This is a genomic window from Mycolicibacterium sediminis, assembly GCF_010731735.1.
GTDB lineage: Bacteria > Actinomycetota > Actinomycetes > Mycobacteriales > Mycobacteriaceae > Mycobacterium > Mycobacterium sediminis.
The window spans coordinates 5,391,703-5,407,746 of the sequence record NZ_AP022588.1 but is presented as its reverse complement, the minus strand read 5'-3'; the positions used below and the strand labels follow the sequence as shown (position 1 = coordinate 5,407,746).

Genomic DNA, 16,044 nt, shown 5'->3' with positions numbered 1-16,044 from the left:
TGTAATTGCAATATCCGGCGCGACGCTCAATCGAAGAGCGTCGCAATAGGTGCCATTCGATTGCGTTCCATGTCGAGTAGGTGTCGTTTCTTTTCTATTCCGCCGCCATATCCGGTGAGTCCGCCATTCGCGCCAATGACGCGATGGCACGGCACGATGATTCCCACGGGATTACGGCCATTGGCGAGACCGACAGCGCGAAAGGCGCCGGGCGAGCCGATCTGATCGGCAATCTGGCCGTACGTGCGCGTATCGCCAAGCGGAATGGTGAGCAGAGCGCTCCAGACCTTCTGCTGGAATTCGGTTCCCGGGAGATCGAGGGCTACGTCGAAGTCGACCAGGCGGCCGGCGAAGTACTCTTCGAGCTGAGAAACCACGTCTGCGAATGCGTCATCATCGCTCACCCAGCCCTCGCGGCTCGGCTCGTGCGTTTGATCGACCATCCGGAGGTGCCGAAGCCGGCCATTGGACCCGGCCAGGGTCAATGGGCCGACGGGACTGTCGACCGTCCGGCACAGGATTGCGCTCATGACGTCTCCTTCGGTGGCCACACGTTGACGTCGTGATCCAGCGCCGTCCACAGATGCTGGGTGGCGTATGCCCGCCAGGGGCGCCAGCGGGAACTGTGCGCGACCAGGGCGCGTGCGTCGAAGGGCAGATCGAGCTGCTTGGCGGCGCTGAGCACGCCCAGGTCGCTGGCGGGGAACGCGTCGGGATCCCCGAGTCCCCGCATCGCTATCACCTCCGTGGTCCACGGCCCGATGCCGGGCAGCGCCAGCAGCTGCTCGCGTGCAGTGTTCCAGTCACTACCGGGCCCCAGGGAGACGAATCCGTCGAGGAGGCCGCGGACGAGGCCCACCAACGTGCGCTGCCGCGACTTGGGAAAGGCCATGAGTGCAGGGTCGATGTCCGCGAGTTGCGTCGAGTCCGGGAAGACGTGGGTGAGGCCGCCCTCCACGTCGTCGATGGGCGATCCATACGCCTCCACCAGCCGCCGGGCATGGGTGCGGGCCGCCTTGACGGACACCTGCTGGCCGAGCACGACCCGCACGGCCAGTTCCTCGGCATCGACTGTCCCGGGAAGCCGCTGGCCCGGAGCCTTGGCGACCACCGCGGCCAGGTGCTGGTCGGCGCCGAGATGGTCGACCACCGCCTCCGGATCGGCGTCGAGATCGAGCAGTCTGCGGGTGCGGGCGATGGCCGTGGACAGGTCCCGGACGTCGTCCAGCATCAGGTCGCACCGGACGTGGTCGGGATGCGGCCGCAGGGAGACCACCGCATTGCCCGACGGCAGCCGCATGGTCCGGCGATAGGCGCCGTCCCGGAACTCTTCGACACCGGGGATGCCACTGGCGGCGAGGTGCCCGAACAGTCCCTCGTAGGCGAACGGCCGACGCACGGCCAGTTTGACCGACATGAACCCCGCCCCGGTCGTCGTCCCCGCGCGCCTCGGCGTCCGCGCCTGCAACCGAAGCTCGGTGGGGGTTGATGCGCACGCGGCGCGCACGGTGTCGTTGAACTGCCTGATGCTGGCGAACCCGGCCGCGAACGCCACGTCACCGAATGGCATGTCCGTTGTCTCGATGAGCATCCGCGCCGTCTGCGTGCGCTGCGCACGCGCCATCGCCAGCGGGTTGGCGCCCACCTCGGCCTGCAGCAGCCGTTCGAGTTGGCGGGTGGTGTACCCGACCCGGGTCGCGAGGCCGGTGACACCCTCCCTATCGACGGTGCCGTCCGCGATGAGGCGCATCGCCCTCGCCACCGCGTCCGTGCGGACGTTCCACTCGGGGGAGCCTGGCGAAGCGTCGGGCCGGCAGCGTTTGCAGGCGCGGAATCCGGCGCCCTGAGCGGCAGCAGCCGTCGGCAGGAACCGGACGTTGCGTGCTCGGGGCGGTCGTGCCGGACAACTCGGTCGGCAATAGATGCCCGTCGTCAGCACCGTGGTGACGAACCAGCCGTCGAACCGGCCGTCCTTCGATTGGACGGCTCGGTAGCAGCGGTCGAAGTCGTCGTACATGCTTCGACGATTACACGATGGCACCGACAGCACTGGCGGAAAACCGACATCGCGGCTCGATGGCCACCTGAGCGGCAGAGAGCCGAGTACGCAAGCGCGAGCGGCGGTCGGGTGCTCGTGGGTATGGTGCGGACCATGAGGCTCTCGAGAGCCACCACACCGCGCCGCCGCAGGGCCGTGTGCGTGCTCTCGGTCGGGCTGCTGGTGATCGCTCTGGGGTGCGGGTCGAACTCTCCCGGACGGTTGCATACCCGTGGCGGCGCGGCGGGGGACGATCCCCAGCACCGGCTGGGAGTCCACGGTACGTCGCTGACGCTCGACGGCAAGCCGTGGTGGCCTATCGGAATCAACGCGTACCAGCTGGGGACCGACTGGAAGATCAACGCCGGCTGCGGCGCCGAGGTCGACCTGGAACGCTACTTCGGAAGCCTTCCATCGGGCTCACTCAGCCGCGTCAACGTGTACTCGGCCTTCGCCGTCAACAAGCACACCGGGCAACTCGACTTCTCCCGGCTCGATGCGATCTTCGCCGCCGCGGAACGTCACGACCAGCTGCTCATCGGCGTCCTGACGGGCGGCGACGGTGGTTGCGAGAACGACTACTTCAAGAACGAGGATTGGTACCGGTCGGGATGGCGTTCCGAGGTATCGCACGGACTGCCGATGCCGTTCGAGGCGTGGCTGAACGTCGCCGTGCAGCGCTGGAGTTCGTCACCGGCGCTCGCCGGTTGGACACCCGTCGGAGAGCCCGAGCCGTCGTCGTGCACCGACGCGTCCTGCACCTGGCAGACCCGGCTCTGCCCGCCGGACGCCGCCCTGGTGCTACGGACGTTCTTCGACGAGGTCGGATCGCGGATCCGAAGCCTCGACCGCGACGTGCTGACCTTCAGCGGACACACCGGCGGGAGCCAGTGCGGATCCGCCGCTGACGAGTACCAGATGGTGGCGGCCTCCGCCGGGATCGACGTCGTCGAATACCACTTTTACGAGGCCTCCGACTACGTCCCCGGCAACCCGCGAGACGGCCTGCGACGACGGGTCGAGCAGGCGCGGGCGGTGAACAAACCGCTGTTGGTCGCCGAGATCGGCGTGGCGGCGGGGGCCTGCAACACGTTGGAGGACCGCAGGCGGGAGGTGTCGTCCCTCGTCACCGCTGCGCGCACGCACGGCGCGGCCGGCGTGATGTTCTGGTCGTACGTCCCCGATCCGCGTCTCGACCAGTGCACGTTCGACATCGGACCCGACGACCCACTGCTGGACATGGTCGGAACCGGCGCGTGACCGTCCGATGCGACACCGCCGACGGACGGATTGGTCGTCGCCGTCCGCGGCGGCCATGATTGACCCATGAGCATCTTCCCGGCGCCGACCCGCGTCCTCAGCGACTACGAGGTGGCCTGCGTGCTGGCCCGCGCCGTCGGCATCATCAATCCGCTGTTGGACCTGCTCGCATCCGACCCGGTCGGCCTCAAGGAGCGCACCCGTGACCTGGCTGCGGACGGCGCGGCGGGCAAGGTGCTGGACGCCGCGGCGTGGGTGCTCGACGCCGCGGACGTGCCGGGAACCAAGGCGTGGGAGGACATGGACACCGACGCGCGGGTGCACTGGTGGGTGCGACGGGTCGGGGCGGTCGACACGATCATCGTGGCGTTCCCGGGAGTGCTCGGCGTGATCGCCGACCGACTGCCGCTGCAGGACTTCCTCGGGTTCGCCAATCAGGCGGTCATCCTGTGCGCGGTGGCACGCGAGCATGGCATCACCGACCGACGCCAGCAGGTGCGACTGCTGGCCTCCGTCATGTGCGACCGGGAGGTGAGCCCCGACGAGGACGTCGCGGTGCCGGCCGAGCCGGAACAGGATGCCGTCGAGTGGTCCTTCGCCGGGGTGGGCAAGGCGCTGTGGCAGCTCGCCGGGTTGATGCGCGCCATCGGCGACGAGCTGGTCAAGCGGCACCGACCCAGGGGCATCTACCGGTACCTCGGCATGCTGCCCGGTGCGGGCGCGGTGGCCGACTACTTCGGTGAGTTCGGCGCGCTGAACCGCGCCGCCAAGGAGGGGCGCGGCTGGATCGACCGGCATCCCGCGGTCACTACCTGATCTTTCGGGTCTCGACGACCTGAGGCTGCCGCCTAGACTCCCGAGTCGTGGCTCTACTGGTGCAGGAGTACCTCGACCGCATCCGCGCGGAGCACGCCGACGCCGCCGATGGCGCCCTCGCGGACTACATCCCCGAACTGGCTCGGGTCGATCCGGCGGGGTTCGGTGTGAGCCTGTCGTCGTCGGACGGCTTCGTCTACGAATCGGGTGATGCCGGAGTCGAATTCACGATCCAGTCGATCTCGAAGGCCTTCACGTACGCGCTGGCCCTCGACCGGATCGGCGAGGTGGCGGTCGACGCGCGCATCGGGGTCGAGCCGTCGGGTGAGGCCTTCAACGAGATCAGCGTCGACGAGACGACGCGGATGCCCAAGAATCCGATGATCAATGCGGGCGCGATCGCGGCGGTGTCGCTGATCCCCGCCGGATCGGCCGACGAGCGGTTCGCGCTCATCCACGACTTCTACTCCGCGTGCGCGGGCAGGAGGCTCGACCTGGACGTCGACGTGTACGAGTCGGAGAAGGCCACCGGCAGCCGCAACCGCGCGATCGCCTACATGCTGCAGAGTTTCGGCGTCCTCGACGACGATCCCGACGAGGTGCTCGACGTCTACTACCGACAGTGTTCGCTACGGGTCACGACCACCGACCTGGCGCGGATGGCGGCCACCCTGGCCCGCGGCGGCTCGAACCCGATGACCGGACGGCGGGTGACCACGTCGGCGGTGGTCAAGAGGACGCTGTCGGTGATGGTCACCTGCGGGATGTACGACGCTGCCGGCGACTGGGTGAGCGCGGTGGGGATGCCCGCCAAGAGCGGTGTCGGCGGAGGCATCGTGGCCGTCCTGCCGGGACAGCTGGGGATAGGGGTGTACTCGCCGCTGCTCGACGACAAGGGCAACAGCGTGCGTGGAGTCCGCCTGTGCCGCAGCCTGTCCGAGCAACTGGGGCTGCACTTCCTGGCCGTGTCACGTGAGTCGCGGGCGGCCATGCGAGCGGTCTACGAACCGCTCGAGGGCGTGCGGGTGTACGAGACGCACGGCGACCTGTCGTTCTGTGGCGCCGAGCAGGTGGTACGCACGGTGGACCGAGAGATGAGAGGCTTCGACGTCGTCATCCTCGACGTGTCGCGGGTCGACGACATCGACGACGCCGCGCGCGGTCTGCTGTCCGGTATGTCGAAAATTCTGCGCGCACAGGGCAAGACCGGTTACGTCGTGGATCCGGGCGGCATCATGACCGACACGGAAGCGGAGTCCGACGGCGTCCGCTTCCGCACCGTCGACGACGCCGTGGCGGCTGCCTCGTCGCGCTGACGTCAGGCGCGTTGACGTCAGGCGTGCTGGATCGGGCAGGCGATGTCGACGGATACAGGACTGGTGGTCGTGGGATCCGACGACGGATCGCCCGGATTGTGAATGGTGGTCACGACGCAGGTCGTCAGCAGCGACGTGTCGCCACTGGGGAGACCATTGACCGTGACGTCGAAGCCCTCTTCCCGCAACTGGTCCACCACGGCTGCGGCCGACTCGCCGTCGATGTCGGGATCCGTTGTGGCCGTTGGCGCAAGCGTGATTGCCGCAGCAACGGCGATGAACATCGGCGCGAGGTATCGCGGTGTGCGTGACATGTCGGAGCCTTCCCGCCCGCTCAGGTTCCTGAGTCGTGCCTGTGAGAACGCTCAGACGCTAACCGTCGGTGGAACCCGCGTCGGCGTTCTCGACGGGCGTGGCGAGTGTCGTTGCCTCATCGTGACCGCGCAGTGTCACACTCTTGCCCAACGTCCACTTGGCGCTCTCCTCGTCGCCCGCATTGGTGACGGTCTCGGCCGATGCGACGAGGTTGCCCTCGATCTCCTTGGACAGTTCGCACAGACGTGCGGCTTCGTTGACCGGTGCGCCGATGACGGTGTACTCGAACCGTGCCTTGGCGCCCACGTTGCCCGCGACGACCTGACCCGCGGCGACGCCGATGCCCGCCTTGCACTCCGGTACCTCGGCGCGCAGCCGGCGCGCCATGGCACGGGCCGCCGACAACGCTTCCTCCTCGGCGTTGTCCAGCGACACGGGCGCCCCGAAGACGGCGAGGACCGCGTCGCCCTCGAACTTGTTGACCAGGCCGTGGTGCAGGTCGACCTCGTCGACGATCACGGCGAAGAACCGGTTGAGCAGTTCGACCACCTCGACGGCGGGCCTGCTGGTGACCAGTTGGGTCGAACCGATGATGTCGACGAAGATGACTGCCGCGTGCCGTTCCTCGCCGCCCAGCTCGGGGCGTTCCTTCTCGGCGAGCAGCGCGACCTCGCGACCGACGTGCCTGCCGAACAGGTCGCGCACCCGCTCCCGTTCGCGCAACCCGTGCACCATCCGGTTGAAACCACGTTGCAACTCGCCGAGTTCGGTGCCGTCGAACACCACGAGGTTGGTGTCCAGGTCCCCGCGCTCCACGCGGTCCAGCGCGTTGCGCACGGACCTGACGGGGGTCGCGGTCAGCCACGACAGGATCCACATCAGGATGAAGCCGAAGGCCAGCGCGAATACCGCGAGGATCATGACGGCGACGGTGAACTGGGTCGGCGACACGATCTGCAAGGTCAGCGTGATGATCGCGGCCAGCAGGATCCCCAGCACCGGGACGCCCGACCCCACGGCCCACACCGTCAGGGTGCGGCCCATGATCCCGGGGGCGAAGCGTCGTGGCGGCGGCCCCACCTCCAGTGCCTGCGCGGCCACGGGCCGGAGGGCGAACTCGGTGAACAGATAGCAGCTGGCGGATACGACGATGCCGGGAAAGCTGATGCCCAGCAACACCTTCGGAATGTAGTCGGTGTTCTGCAGGCCGTAGAGCAGCGTCAGCAGGATGGTGCCGCCGCTCCACAGCACCAGCAGGACGCGCGTCAGGCGCCACGGCGCGAAGAACGTGTTGCGCTGATCCTTCGGCGTGGGGATGCGCTCCTCGATGGACCACCGGACGTTGCGGATGACGCGACTGGTGGCCCAGATGACGCCGACGATCAGCGCGGAGCCGATGTACGCCGGAGCGACGGCGGCGGTGATCCACAGCACCCCGGAGTCGAAGACGCTGGGCACCGGGAAGGTCACGGTGATCACCAGCAGGGCGACGCCGATGCCGATGAGGTTTGCGATGACGACGAACGTGGTCAGGATGAGCTGGATGCGGATGCGCCGACGATGCTGGCTCTCCGAGACGCGGCCCAGGATCCACGACCCGTACTCCGCGGACGCCGATCCATGACTGCTCTGACTGGTCACCCGCGCGAGGACCCCGCCGAGCCGTTGTGCGGTGCTCTTCTGATGCCTCATCGTGGCGTCAGCCTAGTGACCCCTGCTCGGCAATCTATGGTGGTTCGGTGCGGCTCGTCATTGCTCGGTGCACCGTCGACTACGTCGGCCGGCTCACCGCCCATCTCCCCTCGGCTCGGCGACTGCTGCTCATCAAGGCGGACGGGTCGGTCAGCGTGCACGCCGACGACCGCGCCTACAAGCCACTGAACTGGATGAGTCCACCGTGCTGGATCGTCGAGGAGAACGACGGACCGGCACCGGTGTGGGTGGTGGAGAACAAGGCCGGTGAGCAGCTCCGCATCACCCTCGAGGACGTCGAACTCGACTCCGTGCACGAACTCGGCATCGATCCCGGACTGGTCAAGGACGGCGTCGAGGCGCACCTGCAGGAGCTGCTGGCCGAGCACGTCGAGCTGCTGGGCGTCGGTTACACGCTGGTGCGCCGCGAGTACATGACGGCCATCGGTCCGGTCGATCTGCTGTGCCGTGACGAGACGGGTGGATCGGTGGCCGTCGAGATCAAGCGCCGTGGCGAGATCGACGGCGTCGAACAGCTCACCCGCTATCTCGACCTACTCAACCGGGACAGCGTGCTGGCCCCCGTGGCCGGGGTGTTCGCCGCGCAGCAGATCAAGCCGCAGGCCCGCACGCTGGCGGTCGATCGTGGGATTCGTTGCGTCACCCTGGATTACGACGCGATGCGGGGCCTGGACAGCAACGAGTTCCGGCTCTTCTGAGGGAGTGGGAACACACCTCGTGCCCAGACGCCGCCCCGAACCCCGACGTCGGCCGTCCCTGCCGCCGACGTTTCAGCGACGACTGGAGACGGGGCCGGACGGCTTCGAGTACGAGGTGAAGGCCGTTCCGGGATCACGCGCGGTGAAGACCTACCGCTGCCCCGGGTGCGATCACGAGGTCAGGCCCGGCACGCCGCACGTGGTGGTGTGGCCGGCCGATCACGGTGGCGAGGTCGACGACCGTCGACACTGGCACACGCCCTGCTGGACGAACCGCGGCAACCGGGGCCCGACGCGAAGGTGGTCCTAGGCGCTCAGTGCGCCTCGGCCTCCGCGGGCTCGACCAGTTCGACGAGGACGCCGCCGGCATCCTTCGGGTGGATGAAGTTGATCCGGGAGTTTGCCGTGCCACGCCGGGGCTCGTCGTACAGGAGCCGGGTGCCTTGTTCGCGGAGACGCTCGGTGAGTGCGTCGATGTCGCTGACCCGGTACGCGAACTGCTGCAGCCCCGGACCGCGCTTGTCGAGGAACTTGGCGATGGTCGAGGTCTCGTCGAGCGGGGACATCAACTGCACCTGAGCGCTGCCCTTGGGCGCGCCGCGCACGGCGAGCATCGCCTCGCGAATGCCCTGCTCCTCGTTGACCTCTTCGTGCAGCACGATCATGCCGAGGTGGTCGTGATACCACTTGATCGCGACGTCGAGGTCGGGGACCGCGATGCCCACGTGATCGATGGCCGTGACGAGTGCGCTCGCGAGCGTCGGACGGGCGTCTACGTGCTCGGTGGTCATCTCCTAAAGGTAACCTTCAGGGGAATGTCTACGGAATGTGTGATCGGCCACACACCCCGGAAGTCCACACCTGGAGGTATCGCATGACGACGTCGGTAATCGTTGCTGGAGCCCGCACTCCCGTGGGCAAGCTCATGGGTTCGCTGAAGGACTTCTCGGGCAGTGACCTCGGGGCGATCGCCATCCGGGGTGCGCTCGAGAAGGCCGGTGTGGCGGCGTCGGCGGTCGACTACGTGATCATGGGCCAGGTGCTGACGGCGGGTGCGGGTCAGATGCCCGCCCGTCAGGCCGCCGTCGACGCGGGCATCGGCTGGGACGTGCCGTCGCTGACGATCAACAAGATGTGTCTGTCGGGCATCGACGCCATAGCGCTGGCAGATCAGTTGATCAGGGCCGGCGAGTTCGAGGTCGTCGTGGCCGGCGGCCAGGAGTCGATGACGAAGGCGCCGCACCTGCTGATGGACAGCCGGTCGGGTTACAAGTACGGCGACGTGACGGTGCGCGACCACATGGCCTACGACGGACTGCACGACGTGTTCACCGACCAGCCGATGGGTGCGCTCACCGAGCAGCGCAACGACGTCGACCAGTTCACCCGCGAGCAGCAGGACGAATTCGCGGCGCGCTCGCACCAGCTGGCGGCCGCGGCGTGGAAGGACGGGGTGTTCGCCGACGAGGTGGTGCCGGTCTCGATCCCGCAGCGCAAGGGCGACCCGATCGAGTTCACCGAGGACGAGGGGATCCGGGCCAACACGACCGCCGAATCGCTGTCGAGCCTGAAGCCCGCGTTCCGCAAGGACGGCACGATCACCGCCGGGTCGGCGTCGCAGATCTCCGACGGCGCATGCGCGGTCGTGGTGATGAGCAAGGCCAAGGCCGAGGAGCTGGGTCTCGAGTGGCTGGTGGAGATCGGCGCGCACGGCGTGGTCGCCGGGCCCGACTCGACGCTGCAGAGCCAGCCCGCCAACGCGATCAAGAAGGCGATCGCCAAGGAGGGCATCACCGTCGACCAGCTCGACGTGATCGAGATCAACGAGGCGTTCTCGGCCGTGGGGCTGGCGTCGACGCGGGAACTCGGCATCGACGCCGACAAGGTCAACGTCAGCGGGGGTGCGATCGCGATCGGACACCCGATCGGAATGTCCGGTGCCCGCATCACGCTGCACGCGGCGCTGGAACTCGCGCGCAAGGGCTCCGGTTACGCGGTGGCGGCGCTCTGTGGCGCCGGCGGACAGGGCGACGCGCTGATCCTGCGCAGGCCCTGAGGCCGGGTTGGCGCCGGCAGTCAACGACGCCGCGTAGTAGCTTCGCGCGGCGTCCGGCACAATGGCAGGCATGACAGGCACGTTCAGCGTCCAGCGCAACGGGGCGAAGGTCGCGAGTTGGTTCCGGGTGATCGCGTTCGCGGAGGCGGTCAGTTGGGCCGGCCTGCTGGTCGGGATGTTCTTCAAGTACGCGGGCTCACCTCGTACGGAGGTCGGGGTGAAGATCTTCGGCCCGATCCACGGCGGCGTGTTCGTCGCCTTCGTGATCGCGGCGATCCTCGTCGGCATCGCCCACCGGTGGCGTCCGGGCACGTGGGTCCTGGCGTTGCTGGGCAGCATCGTGCCGCTGGGCAGTGTGATCTTCCTCATATGGGCTGATCGGACGGGTCGGATGAGTGCTGCCGGAGCCTCTCCGGCCGCCACCTCGGTTCCCGAATCGACGTGACAGAATCGTGGACGTGACGCGTCCACGACCCATAGGGCCCGCGCTGGCCGGAGCGATCGACCTGTCGGCCCTCAAACAGCCACCTCCTTCACCCGCAGCCGCGGACTCCGCTGCCGCGGTTCCCGGCGCCGTTGAGGTCACCGAGGCGAACTTCGAAGCCGAGGTGCTCGCGCGGTCCAATCAGGTGCCGGTGGTCGTCCTCCTGTGGACGCCCCGAAGCCCGTCGAGCGTTCAGCTCGCCGAGGTGTTCGCCGCACTCGCCGCCCAGGACGGGGGCACGTGGGCGTTCGCGCGAGTGAACGTCGACGTCGTGCCCCAGATCGCGCAGGCCTTCGGGGTGCAGGGCGTCCCGACCGTCGTGGCGCTCGCGGCCGGTCAGCCGCTGTCGAGTTTTCAGGGCGCGCAACCACCCGACGAGCTGCGGCGCTGGGTCGACTCGCTTCTCGAGGCCACCGCGGGCAAGCTCGCGTCCGGAGAGGAAGGCGAACCCGAGGCCGTCGACCCCGAGGTCGAACGTGCGCGTGCCCTCATCGACGCAGGCGACTTCGATGGGGCGCTGGCCGCCTACCAGGCCATCCTGGAGTCCACGCCGAATGACGAGGAAGCCAAGGGTGCGGTCCGTCGGTTGACGTTCGAGAAGCGCGCGGGCTCGCACCCCGAGGATGCGGTGGCGCGCGCGGACGCTGCTCCGGACGACGTGGCAGCGGCCTTCGCGGCCGCCGACGTCGAGGTGCAGCAGTGGAACCTGGCCGCCGGGTTCAACCGGCTCATTGCGCTGGTGAAGCGCACGGCAGGAGACGACCGCACCGCGGTTCGGACGCGCCTCATCGAACTGTTCGAACTCTTCGACCCGGCCGACCCGGACGTCGTCGCGGGCCGGCGCAACCTCGCCAACGCGCTGTACTGAGCCGCGCGAACAGACACGAAATCCCCTGATTACCGAATAATCAGGGGATTTCGCGTCTGCTCGCCGGGACTAGCCCGCGGCCTCCGGTGGGGCAGGCTCGAACCAGAGCGCAGCCAACGGTGGCAGCACCATCAGCGCCGACGCCGGCCTGCCGTGCCACGGTTCGTCGGTCGCCTCGACGGCGCCGTAGTTGCCGATGCCCGAACCGTTGTAGTTCGACGCGTCGGTGTTGAGCACCTCGCGCCACGTCCCCGCGTGGGGGAGGCCCAGGCGGTAGCGGGCGTGTTCGGACCCGGAGAAGTTGAAGACGCACGCCAGCGTCGACCCGTCGTCGCCGAAGCGCAGGAAGCTCAGGACGTTGTTCCCGGAGTCGTTGGCGTCGATCCACGAGTAGCCCTCATGGCTCGGGTCGCGCGACCACAGTGCGCGCCGGTCCTGGTAGACGGCGTTCATGTCCCGGACCATCCGCTGGATGCCGCCGGAAAAGCCCTGCTCCTCGAGCTGGAACCAGTCGACTCCGCGTTCCTCGGACCACTCGGCGCGCTGGCCGAACTCCTGGCCCATGAACAGCAGTTGCTTGCCGGGGTGTGCCCACTGGTAGGCCAGCAGGCCGCGCAGGCCCGCGGCCTTCGCGTGGTCGTCGCCCGGCAACCGGCCCCAGAGCGTGCCCTTGCCGTGTACGACCTCGTCGTGACTGATCGGCAGCACGAAGTTCTCACTAAACGCGTAGATCATCGAAAAGGTGATCTCGCCGTGGTGGAAGCCGCGATAGATCGGGTCACGCGCGACGTACTCGAGCGTGTCGTTCATCCAGCCCATGTTCCACTTCATGGAGAACCCGAGGCCGCCGAGATTGGTGGGCCGGGTGACGCCGGGCCAGGACGTCGACTCCTCGGCGATGGTGACGATGCCCGGCGTCACCTTGTGCACCGTCGCGTTCATCTCCTGCAGGAACTGCACGGCCTCGAGGTTCTCCCGGCCGCCGTAGACGTTGGGAGTCCATCCGTCCGCTGGACGGGAGTAGTCCAGGTACAGCATCGAGGCGACGGCGTCGACACGTAGACCGTCGACGTGGAACTCCTGCAGCCAGAACAGCGCGTTGGCCACGAGGAAGTTGCGCACCTCGGCCCGGCCGAAGTCGAAGACGTATGTGCCCCAGTCGAGTTGCTCGCCGCGACGCGGATCGGAGTGCTCGTAGAGCGGGGTGCCGTCGAAGCGACCCAGCGCCCATGCGTCCTTGGGGAAGTGCGCGGGGACCCAGTCGACGAGCACGCCGATGCCGGCCTGGTGCAGTGTGTCGATCAGGAACCGGAGGTCGTCGGGAGTGCCCGGACGGGGCATCGGCGCGTAGTACGAGGTCACCTGGTAGCCCCACGACCCGCCGAACGGGTGCGCGGCCACCGGGAGCATCTCGACGTGGGTGAAGCCCTGTTCGAGGACGTACTCGGTGAGTTCGACGGCCAACTCGCGGTACGTCAGTCCGGGACGCCAGGAGGGCAGGTGCACCTCCAGGGTGCTCATCGGCTCGAACACGGGGTTCTTGAGCGCGCGCTGGGTCATCCAGTCGTCGTCGCTCCAGGTGTAGTCGCTCACGGTGACCCGCGACGCGGTCTGCGGAGGCACCTCGGCGGCGAAGGCCATCGGGTCGGCCCGGTCGGTGACCGAGCCGTCGGCGCCATGGACGCGAAACTTGTACAGCCCGTCGGCGGGGAATTCGGGCCAGAACAGCTCCCATACGCCCGAGGAGCCGAGGACGCGCATCGGGGCGTCGTTGCCCCAGTGGTTGAACTCGCCGATGAGGTTGACGCCCTTGGCATTCGGCGCCCACACCGCGAACGAGACGCCCGTCACCGGGCCGTCGGGGGTGGTGTAGGTGCGCGGGTGGGCACCGAGGACGTCCCAGAGCCGCTCGTGTCGGCCCTCGGCGAAGAGATGGAGGTCCATCTCGCCCAGCGTCGGCAGGAACCGGTACGGATCGGCGACGGTGTGGGAGTGAGGGGTGTCGCTGCCGGACGGATAGCTGACCTCGAGGCGATAGTCGATCAACCCGGTGACCGGCACCGCGACGGCGAAGAGCGCATCCTCGACGTGGTCGAAGGTGTGGCGTTCACCGCCGATCAGGGCGGTGACCTCGAGCGCGTTGGGCCGCAGCACGCGGATCACAGTGTGATCGGCGTACTCGTGCGCGCCGAGGATGGAATGGGGGTCGTAGTGCTCGCCGGCGAGGAGCCGGCCCAGGTCGGCGGCGTCGGGCCGCAGGTTCTCGCTGGTGAACGGGTTCGTGCGGGTCATGGTGTTCACTCCCTCCGCAACAGGTTGAGTCTCTGGTCATAGGGGATCGAGGGCATGTTCAGCACGTGGGCCACGGCTCGCGCCGGATCGATGCGCACGTAATTCGCCTGCCCCCACTGGTATTCGTCACCGGTTATCTCGTCGCGTACCCAGAATCGGTCCCAGTCCGACATGCCGAGGGCCGCCATGTCGAGCCAGAGGGTGCCGTCCTCGGGGCCGAACGCGTTGAGTGTCACGACGACCAGCACGCAGTCACCGGTGATCGGGTCGAACTTGCTGTAGGCCAGCAGTGCGTCGTTCTCGACGGCGTGGAACTTGATGGTGCGCATCTGCGCCAGTGCGGGATGCAGACGCCGGATCTCGTTCAGGCGGCCCAGGAACGGTTCCAGCGACTGGCCGCTGGCCAGTGCGCCGTCGAAGTCGCGGGGCCGCAGCTCGTACTTTTCGGAATCCAGGTACTCCTCGCTGCCCTCGCGGACCGCCCGACCCTCGAACAACTCGAACCCGGAGTACACGCCCCAGGTGGGACTCATCGTCGCCGCCATCACGGCCCGGATGGCGAACATCCCCGGCCCACCGTGCTGCAGGCTCTCGTGCAGGATGTCGGGGGTGTTGGTCCACAGGCTCTGACGGGCGTAGTCGGCATGCTTCGCCAACGACTCCCCGAACTCGGTCAGCTCCCACTTCGCCGTGCGCCAGGTGAAGTAGGTGTAGGACTGCGTGTAACCCAGCTTGGCCAACCCGAACAGGCGGGCGGGACGGGTGAACGCCTCGGCCAGGAACAGCACGTCGGGGTCGTCGCGCTTGACCTCGCCGATCAACCAGGCCCAGAAGTTCGGCGGCTTGGTGTGCGGGTTGTCCACGCGAAAGACCTTGACCCCGTGCGAGACCCAGAACCGGACCACGCGCAACACCTCGGCGTACAGCCCCGCGGGATCGTTGTCGAAGTTCAGCGGATAGATGTCCTGGTACTTCTTCGGCGGGTTCTCCGCGTAGGCGATGGTCCCGTCCGGTAGCACGGTGAACCACTCCGGATGGGTGGCCGCCCACGGGTGGTCGGGTGCGCACTGCAGAGCCAGGTCGAGTGCGACCTCCAGGTTCTGCTCCCGTGCCGCGGCGACGAAGGCATCGAAGTCGTCGATGGTGCCGAGGTCGGGATGGACCGCGTCGTGGCCGCCCTCGTCGCTGCCGATCGCCCAGGGCGATCCGACGTCGTCGGGTGCGGCGGTGACGTTGTTGTTCTTGCCCTTGCGGTGCACCTTGCCGATCGGATGGATCGGCGGCAGGTAGACGATGTCGAAACCCATCCGTGCCACGCGGGGCAACGCCTGGGTGGCGGTCGCGAACGTGCCGTGCACGGGCCTGCCCTCGTCGTCCCACCCGCCGGTCGAGCGGGGGAACAGTTCGTACCAGGCGCTGAACCGCGCGAGCGGCCGATCCACCCACACGCCGTGCTGCTCACCACGGGTGACGAGTTCGCGCAGCGGATACTGCTCGAGCAGGTCGGTCACGTCGGACGCCAGTGCCGCACCGGCCCGCGCGAACGGGTCGCCGGGTTCGCGCAGCCGTGCGGCCGCGTCGATCAGCGGGAACCGATCCTGACGGGGGACGCCGGTGGCGGCCCGCTCGATCAGCTGCGCGCCGATGACGAGGTCGTTGTCCAGTTCGGCCTCGGTCTGGCCGGCGTCGAGCTTCGCGATGACGGCCTTGCGCCACGTGCTGATGGGGTCGCCCCAGCCGTCGACGCGGAAGGTCCATAGCCCCACGGCGTCGGGGGTGAACTGACCGTGGAACACGTCGGGCGCGCGCCCGGGCAGCATCGCGAGGTGCTGTCGTCGCACCTTGTTCGCGGGGGGAGCGACGACGTCCTCGATGGGTACGGGCGTGGCCTCGGACGATACGCCGGGGGGCGCTGCGGCCAGGGCCGGATAGTTGGTCCCGTGGTAGCGCACGACCAGGGTCGCCGCCACCGCGTCGTGGCCCTCTCGCCACACCGTCGCCGAGACGGGAAGTACCTCGCCGACCACCGCCTTCGCCGGATATCGTCCCCCGGACACCACGGGTTCGACGTCGTCGATACCGATACGACCGGCCACCAACCAGCTCCTCGCGTTGGCGCAGCCCCACTGGGCCGCGCGGTAATCGTCTGCTCCGTTACAGCCTCGTCGCTCTATACCCACCGTAGTGT

15 protein-coding genes are annotated in these 16,044 nt (G+C 68.1%); 8 read left to right on the top strand and 7 right to left on the bottom strand.

Annotated elements, in window-relative coordinates; all coding sequences use genetic code 11:
* Window positions 1-26: 26 nt before the first annotated feature.
* Together G6N64_RS25750 and G6N64_RS25745 are read right to left on the bottom strand one after the other, a co-directional pair.
* Complete coding sequence (locus G6N64_RS25750; protein ID WP_163800640.1) at window positions 27-530, bottom strand: methylated-DNA--[protein]-cysteine S-methyltransferase; 504 nt, start codon at window positions 528-530, stop codon at window positions 27-29.
* Window positions 527-2,017 (bottom strand): DNA-3-methyladenine glycosylase 2 family protein, encoded by a 1,491-nt coding sequence (locus G6N64_RS25745; protein ID WP_163800639.1) that lies wholly within the window; start codon window positions 2,015-2,017, stop codon window positions 527-529. Before G6N64_RS25745 ends, G6N64_RS25750 begins: the two co-directional genes overlap by 4 nt.
* A gap of 135 nt (window positions 2,018-2,152) precedes the next feature.
* Between G6N64_RS25745 and G6N64_RS25740 the strand changes: the two genes are divergently transcribed.
* From G6N64_RS25740 to glsA, 3 genes are all read left to right on the top strand, one after another.
* Complete coding sequence (locus G6N64_RS25740) at window positions 2,153-3,298, top strand: beta-mannosidase (RefSeq protein ID WP_163800638.1); 1,146 nt, start codon at window positions 2,153-2,155, stop codon at window positions 3,296-3,298.
* 66 nt (window positions 3,299-3,364) lie between these two features.
* Entirely contained in the window at window positions 3,365-4,114 is a 750-nt protein-coding gene (locus tag G6N64_RS25735) for a hypothetical protein (protein WP_163800637.1), read from the top strand.
* 47 nt (window positions 4,115-4,161) lie between these two features.
* Window positions 4,162-5,430 (top strand): glutaminase A, encoded by a 1,269-nt coding sequence (glsA, locus tag G6N64_RS25730; RefSeq protein ID WP_163800636.1) that lies wholly within the window; start codon window positions 4,162-4,164, stop codon window positions 5,428-5,430.
* A gap of 17 nt (window positions 5,431-5,447) precedes the next feature.
* Here the strand turns inward: glsA and G6N64_RS25725 are convergent, their stop codons facing one another.
* Together G6N64_RS25725 and G6N64_RS25720 are read right to left on the bottom strand one after the other, a co-directional pair.
* Window positions 5,448-5,744, bottom strand: coding sequence for a hypothetical protein (locus tag G6N64_RS25725; RefSeq protein ID WP_163800635.1), 297 nt, complete (start codon window positions 5,742-5,744; stop codon window positions 5,448-5,450).
* Window positions 5,745-5,802: 58 nt separating this feature from the next.
* Entirely contained in the window at window positions 5,803-7,437 is a 1,635-nt protein-coding gene (locus G6N64_RS25720; protein WP_163800634.1) for an adenylate/guanylate cyclase domain-containing protein, read from the bottom strand.
* Window positions 7,438-7,484: 47 nt separating this feature from the next.
* Between G6N64_RS25720 and nucS the strand changes: the two genes are divergently transcribed.
* Window positions 7,485-8,156 carry an endonuclease NucS gene (nucS, locus tag G6N64_RS25715; RefSeq protein WP_163800633.1) on the top strand — a complete coding sequence of 224 codons (672 nt, stop codon included), beginning with the start codon at window positions 7,485-7,487 and terminating at the stop codon, window positions 8,154-8,156.
* Window positions 8,157-8,175: 19 nt separating this feature from the next.
* Window positions 8,176-8,466: an Rv1322 family protein gene (locus G6N64_RS30330; RefSeq protein WP_163800632.1), complete on the top strand. Its 291-nt coding sequence runs from the start codon at window positions 8,176-8,178 to the stop codon at window positions 8,464-8,466.
* Between the two features lie 4 nt (window positions 8,467-8,470).
* Here G6N64_RS30330 and mce read toward each other — a convergent pair whose 3' ends face one another.
* Entirely contained in the window at window positions 8,471-8,947 is a 477-nt protein-coding gene (gene mce / locus G6N64_RS25705; protein WP_163800631.1) for a methylmalonyl-CoA epimerase, read from the bottom strand.
* A gap of 83 nt (window positions 8,948-9,030) precedes the next feature.
* On the opposite strand from mce, the gene G6N64_RS25700 reads away from it, so the two are divergent.
* The 3 genes from G6N64_RS25700 (at window position 9,031) to G6N64_RS25690 (ending at window position 11,564) form a co-directional block, all read left to right on the top strand.
* The gene (locus tag G6N64_RS25700; RefSeq protein ID WP_163800630.1) at window positions 9,031-10,212 is read left to right on the top strand and encodes an acetyl-CoA C-acetyltransferase; all 1,182 of its coding nucleotides are present in this window, start codon (window positions 9,031-9,033) and stop codon (window positions 10,210-10,212) included.
* 61 nt (window positions 10,213-10,273) lie between these two features.
* Window positions 10,274-10,657, top strand: a complete 384-nt coding sequence (locus G6N64_RS25695; RefSeq protein WP_163800629.1) for a DUF3817 domain-containing protein — start codon at window positions 10,274-10,276, stop codon at window positions 10,655-10,657.
* Between the two features lie 13 nt (window positions 10,658-10,670).
* Complete coding sequence (locus G6N64_RS25690; RefSeq protein WP_163800628.1) at window positions 10,671-11,564, top strand: tetratricopeptide repeat protein; 894 nt, start codon at window positions 10,671-10,673, stop codon at window positions 11,562-11,564.
* Window positions 11,565-11,633: 69 nt separating this feature from the next.
* Here the strand turns inward: G6N64_RS25690 and glgB are convergent, their stop codons facing one another.
* Both glgB and G6N64_RS25680 read right to left on the bottom strand, forming a co-directional pair.
* On the bottom strand, window positions 11,634-13,856 hold the full coding sequence (gene glgB, locus G6N64_RS25685) for a 1,4-alpha-glucan branching protein GlgB (protein ID WP_163800627.1): 2,223 nt from the start codon (window positions 13,854-13,856) through the stop codon (window positions 11,634-11,636).
* Window positions 13,857-13,861: 5 nt separating this feature from the next.
* Window positions 13,862-15,952, bottom strand: a complete 2,091-nt coding sequence (locus tag G6N64_RS25680) for an alpha-1,4-glucan--maltose-1-phosphate maltosyltransferase (RefSeq protein ID WP_220100558.1) — start codon at window positions 15,950-15,952, stop codon at window positions 13,862-13,864.
* Window positions 15,953-16,044: the final 92 nt, after the last annotated feature.

Bases quoted from the DNA above. Each gene is read 5' to 3' on its own strand.
- G6N64_RS25750 (WP_163800640.1), bottom strand. From the start codon at position 530: ATGAGCGCAATCCTGTGCCGGACGGTCGACAGTCCCGTCGGCCCATTG.
- G6N64_RS25745 (WP_163800639.1), bottom strand. From the start codon at position 2,017: ATGTACGACGACTTCGACCGCTGCTACCGAGCCGTCCAATCGAAGGAC.
- G6N64_RS25740 (WP_163800638.1), top strand. From the start codon at position 2,153: ATGAGGCTCTCGAGAGCCACCACACCGCGCCGCCGCAGGGCCGTGTGC.
- G6N64_RS25735 (WP_163800637.1), top strand. From the start codon at position 3,365: ATGAGCATCTTCCCGGCGCCGACCCGCGTCCTCAGCGACTACGAGGTG.
- G6N64_RS25725 (WP_163800635.1), bottom strand. From the start codon at position 5,744: ATGTCACGCACACCGCGATACCTCGCGCCGATGTTCATCGCCGTTGCT.
- G6N64_RS25720 (WP_163800634.1), bottom strand. From the start codon at position 7,437: ATGAGGCATCAGAAGAGCACCGCACAACGGCTCGGCGGGGTCCTCGCG.
- mce (WP_163800631.1), bottom strand. From the start codon at position 8,947: ATGACCACCGAGCACGTAGACGCCCGTCCGACGCTCGCGAGCGCACTC.
- G6N64_RS25700 (WP_163800630.1), top strand. From the start codon at position 9,031: ATGACGACGTCGGTAATCGTTGCTGGAGCCCGCACTCCCGTGGGCAAG.
- G6N64_RS25695 (WP_163800629.1), top strand. From the start codon at position 10,274: ATGGCAGGCATGACAGGCACGTTCAGCGTCCAGCGCAACGGGGCGAAG.
- glgB (WP_163800627.1), bottom strand. From the start codon at position 13,856: ATGACCCGCACGAACCCGTTCACCAGCGAGAACCTGCGGCCCGACGCC.